Annotated in this window: 7 protein-coding genes; 3 read left to right on the top strand and 4 right to left on the bottom strand. The window is 64.4% G+C overall.

Translation table 11 applies throughout. The features are described 5' to 3' along the window. The first annotated feature begins 6 nt into the window (after positions 1–6). Together EN750_RS21530 and EN750_RS21525 are read left to right on the top strand one after the other, a co-directional pair. Positions 7–228, top strand: coding sequence for a type II toxin-antitoxin system ParD family antitoxin (locus EN750_RS21530; protein ID WP_245482766.1), 222 nt, complete (start codon positions 7–9; stop codon positions 226–228). Then, entirely contained in the window at positions 228–524 is a 297-nt protein-coding gene (locus EN750_RS21525; RefSeq protein WP_127397583.1) for a type II toxin-antitoxin system RelE/ParE family toxin, read from the top strand. The genes EN750_RS21530 and EN750_RS21525 overlap by 1 nt, the downstream gene beginning before the upstream one ends. A gap of 22 nt (positions 525–546) precedes the next feature. Here the strand turns inward: EN750_RS21525 and EN750_RS21520 are convergent, their stop codons facing one another. Both EN750_RS21520 and cobD read right to left on the bottom strand, forming a co-directional pair. Continuing rightward, positions 547–1,056 (bottom strand): tyrosine phosphatase family protein, encoded by a 510-nt coding sequence (locus EN750_RS21520; RefSeq protein WP_127291897.1) that lies wholly within the window; start codon positions 1,054–1,056, stop codon positions 547–549. After that, complete coding sequence (gene cobD / locus EN750_RS21515) at positions 1,053–2,102, bottom strand: threonine-phosphate decarboxylase CobD (protein WP_127397582.1); 1,050 nt, start codon at positions 2,100–2,102, stop codon at positions 1,053–1,055. The genes EN750_RS21520 and cobD overlap by 4 nt, the downstream gene beginning before the upstream one ends. On the opposite strand from cobD, the gene cbiB reads away from it, so the two are divergent. Continuing rightward, a complete protein-coding gene (gene cbiB, locus EN750_RS21510) occupies positions 2,101–3,069 on the top strand; it encodes an adenosylcobinamide-phosphate synthase CbiB (protein WP_127271548.1) in 969 nt (322 codons plus the stop codon). The two genes, cobD and cbiB, sit on opposite strands and share 2 nt — an antisense overlap. A gap of 40 nt (positions 3,070–3,109) precedes the next feature. Here the strand turns inward: cbiB and cobO are convergent, their stop codons facing one another. Then, positions 3,110–3,724: a cob(I)yrinic acid a,c-diamide adenosyltransferase gene (gene cobO / locus EN750_RS21505; protein WP_109667906.1), complete on the bottom strand. Its 615-nt coding sequence runs from the start codon at positions 3,722–3,724 to the stop codon at positions 3,110–3,112. Between the two features lies 1 nt (position 3,725). Further along, a partial coding sequence (locus tag EN750_RS21500; protein WP_145967818.1) for a bifunctional adenosylcobinamide kinase/adenosylcobinamide-phosphate guanylyltransferase occupies positions 3,726–4,103 on the bottom strand: 378 nt, incomplete at its 5' end.

Here is a 4,103-nt window from a genome sequence, read left to right as displayed (position 1 = left end):
AGACAGATGAAAGATTGGGTGGAGGCGCAAACCGAAACGGGCCGTTACGCCAACGCGAGCGACTATGTGCGCGATTTGATCCGTCGGGATCAGGAGCGCAATGACAAAATTGCCGCCATGCAGCGCTTTGTCGATGATGGCTTGAAGAGTGGCATCGGCAATCGATCCAGGGACGCGCTTTTCACGGAGGCGGTTAAACGCGCTGAAAAGCCATCCGGCAATGGGTAGTGGGATTTCGCCTTTCTTTAGCTGCGGAAGAGGACATCGTCAGTATTGCCGAGCAAGGGGTGCGCCTGTTCGGCGCTGTGCAGGCCAGACAGTATCATGACGAGTTGTTCACGATCTTTGACCTGATCGCTGCCAGTCCCCGAATAGCGCGGGAGCGGCTTGAATTGGCGCCACCGATGCGTATCCATCCCTTCAAAGCCCATCTTGTCGTCTACCGGATCGAAGCCGACGACGACGTGTTCATTGTCCGGATACGGTACGGGCATGAAGATTGGGCGAATGAAGGCACCCGATAATCGAACAACGACATGGGGGCAGCTAGCTGTCGATCCTCAGCGCGAAGGGCGTGCCTTCAAAGGCATCCGCACCGCGGCCGATCGATTCGATCGCCTCGATCATGCGGCCGTTGCGATCAAGCAGCGCATCGGCCACCGCGATCAGTCGCGGATTGGGTGTTGCCGAGGGCGACAGCGCCCGCAGCGTCCGCGCCAATTCGGCCTCGTCGCGTTTCGGCGCCAATGCGGCCGCGATGATATAGGCCGAAGCCGTCGAGCGGCTGATGCCGGCATAGCAATGCACGAGCATCGGCCTTGCCCGGTCCCAGCGGCGCGCGAAATCGAGCAGGTTGCGGACATGCTCCTCGCCCGGCATGGTCATGCCGTCCTGCGCCGCCGCGATGTCATGCATGACCAGATGCAGATGGTTTTCTCGGGCGATCGACGCCGGACGGACCACCTCCGTTCCGGCGGCAAGTAGCGACAGCATGCGGTCGGCGCCGGTCCTGGCCACCGTTTCCTCGATCTTTGCCAGCGAGCAGACATGGATCATTGTTTCGAACCCTTCGATTGATGCTCGCGCCGCGACGCCCATTCGGCAAGAACGGTCTCGAGCCGCTGCCATCCCTCCTCACTCCCCGGCAGGCCGGCGCGCAGAACGTCAGGCCGATCGGCAAAATGGCGAAGCAGGATGCCGCGCTCGCCAAGCGCGGCAAACAAATCGGCGGCATGCGGCAGGCGAAGAAACCGGAACAGCGTGGTGCCGCCCATAACGGGAATACCGAAGCGGCCGAACAGCGCATCGAGGCGCGCCGATTCATCAGCCAGCGCCGTCCGCATCGCGTCCTGCCAGTCGATGTCGGCAAGCGCGCGAATGCCGTATTCCAGCGCCGGGCCGGCAACGGCCCATGGCCCGAATTGTGTTTCCAGCCGTTCGACCGTCACAGCATCGGAAAGTGCAAAACCGAGCCGCAGGCCGGCTAGACCAAAGAACTTGCCGAACGAGCGCAGCACGACGACGCCGCCCTGGCCGACATCGCCGCAGAGGCTATGCTCGCGCGGCTCAACATCCATGAACGCCTCGTCGACAACCAGCAGCCCGCCCTTGGCGCGCAATCCGGCAGCCAGAGCCAGCAACCGGTCGCGCGCGATGACGCGCCCATCCGGATTGTTCGGATTGACGATGATGGCAAGGTCGGCGTCCGCCAACGCTTCGAAATTATCGACCTCCGCCACCTGGTGCCCGGCGATCACTGCTGCGCGGGCATGTTCGGCGTAGGTCGGACCCAGCACCAGCGCCCTTCCGGGGGTAATCAGCGAGGCGACGCGCGGCAACAGAATCTGCGTGCCCGGTGCCGCCACGATGTTGGCTGGCGACGGCGCCCCATAGGCACTGGCAGCGATCTCTGTCAGCTCACGCGTGCGCGCGGCTTCCGGCAACCGCGACAGCGAGGTGGCGGGCAGGTCGAAAAGCGGGTAGGAGTGCGGATTGATACCGGTCGAGAGGTCGACGAATGGCAGCAGGGCGTTGGGGAAAAGCGCCCTCGCGCGGCCAAGACTTCCACCATGGTCCACAACCGCCCCATTAAGAAGCTTCATGTCAGTCCTGATCGCTTTCCTGTCATTGGCCGTCGAATTCGCCCTCGGTTACCCCGATTGGCTGTTTCGCGCCATCGGCCATCCGGTGACGTGGTTCGGCAGGCTGATATCCTTTCTCGACCGCAGGCTCAACCGCGCCACTGATCCCGACGCGCTGCGTCGCAAGCGTGGTGTCCAGGCGCTGCTGGTCATCGTGCTGGTGCCGGCGATAATTGGCCTGGGCGTGCAGATCCTGTTCTGGTTCGTTCCCATGGGCCTGGTCATCACTGCCCTTCTGGCAACGTCGCTTCTGTCGCAGAAGAGCCTCTATGAGCATGTCGAGGCTGTGGCGGACGCGCTCGACACCGGTGGCCTCGCTCTGGCCCGCCTTGCCGTTTCGCGAATCGTCGGCCGCGACCCTGAAACGCTCGACAGGGCCGGCGTCTGCCGCGCCGCGATCGAGAGCCTGGCTGAGAATTTCTCCGACGGCATCGTCGCCCCCGCCTTCTGGACCGGCGTCGGCGGCCTGGCCGGCGGCGCCGCCTACAAGGCCGCCAACACCGCCGATTCGATGATCGGCCACCGCACCCCGCGCCACGAGGCCTTCGGCTGGGCGGCGGCGCGCTTCGACGACTGGATCAATCTGCCGGCGTCGCGGCTGACGGCGCTGCTGATCGTGCTGGCGGCGTTCTTCGTCAAAGGCGCTGATGCGAAAAATGCCTGGCATGCGGTGTGGCGCGACGCGAAAAAACACCGCTCACCCAATGCCGGCTGGCCGGAAGCGGCGATGGCCGGTGCGCTCGGCCTGGCGCTCGCCGGGCCGCGCAGCTACGGCGGCGTGCTCGTGGACGACGTCTTCATGGGCGAAGGTGGGCGGCGCGAGGCCGACAGCGTCGACATAAGGCGAGCGCTGAAACTCTATCGCGTCGCCGACTATCTGCTGATCGCGCTGTTTGGGTTGGTCGCGGTCATGGTCATCGTGGCGTGATCTACTTCACCCTCCCCCTTGTGGGGAGGGTAAGAAACGCTCAGAACTCTATCCCTTGCTGTGCTTTCACGCCTGCGGAAAAATGGTGCTTGGTCACGCCCATTTCGGTGACGAGGTCGGCGGCCTCAACCAGCGCCGGCTTGGCGTTGCGGCCGGTGACCACGACATGCAGGCCCTCACGCCGCGCCTTCAACGCCGCAACCACTTTGTCGAGATCGAGATAGTCGTAGCGCAGCGCAATGTTCAGTTCGTCGAGCACCAGCAGGCTGATCGACGGATCGGCCATCAGTTCGAGCACCTTGGCCCAGGCGGCTTCGGCGGCGGCGATGTCACGCTTCAGGTCCTGCGTTTCCCAGGTGAACCCCTCGCCCATCGCGTGCCAGACGACGCGGTCGCCGAAGGCGGCGAAGGCGTCCTTCTCGCCGGTGTGCCACTTGCCCTTGATGAACTGGACGACGCCGACGCGCTTGCCATAGCCGAGCATCCGCAGCGCCAGGCCGAAGGCAGCCGTGGTCTTGCCCTTGCCGGGACCGGTGTTGACGATCAGCAATCCCTTCTCGACCGTCTTGCTCGCCACCTCGGCATCCTGCACCGCCTTGCGCTTGGCCATCTTGGCGCGGTGGCGTTCTTCGTCCTTATCGTCGATGTCGGTCATGTCATTTCACCTTGAGCGGCAGCCCTGCCACCATAAGCAGCACCATGTCGGCGACGGCGGCGACCTGCTGGTTGAGCCGGCCGGCGGCATCGCGAAACCGGCGCGCCAGTGCATTGTCCGGCACGATGCCTTGTCCGACCTCATTGGACACCACGAACCAGGGCCCGCGCGGCCGCGACAGCACCTCCGTCAATCGCCGGCATTCCAGCTCGAAATCGTGTTCGGCCAGCATGTGGTTGGTCAGCCACAGCGTCAGGCAGTCGACAAGCACCGGCCGATCCTCCGGCAAGGCGGCAAGCGTACCGGCGAGATCGAGCGGTGCGTCAATGGTCGTCCAGCCTTCGCCGCGCCGCGATCGGTGCAACGCGATGCGTTCATG

Source organism: Mesorhizobium sp. M7A.F.Ca.ET.027.03.2.1, from assembly GCF_003999175.1.
GTDB lineage: Bacteria > Pseudomonadota > Alphaproteobacteria > Rhizobiales > Rhizobiaceae > Mesorhizobium.
This window is presented reverse-complemented; position numbering and strand designations above follow the sequence as displayed.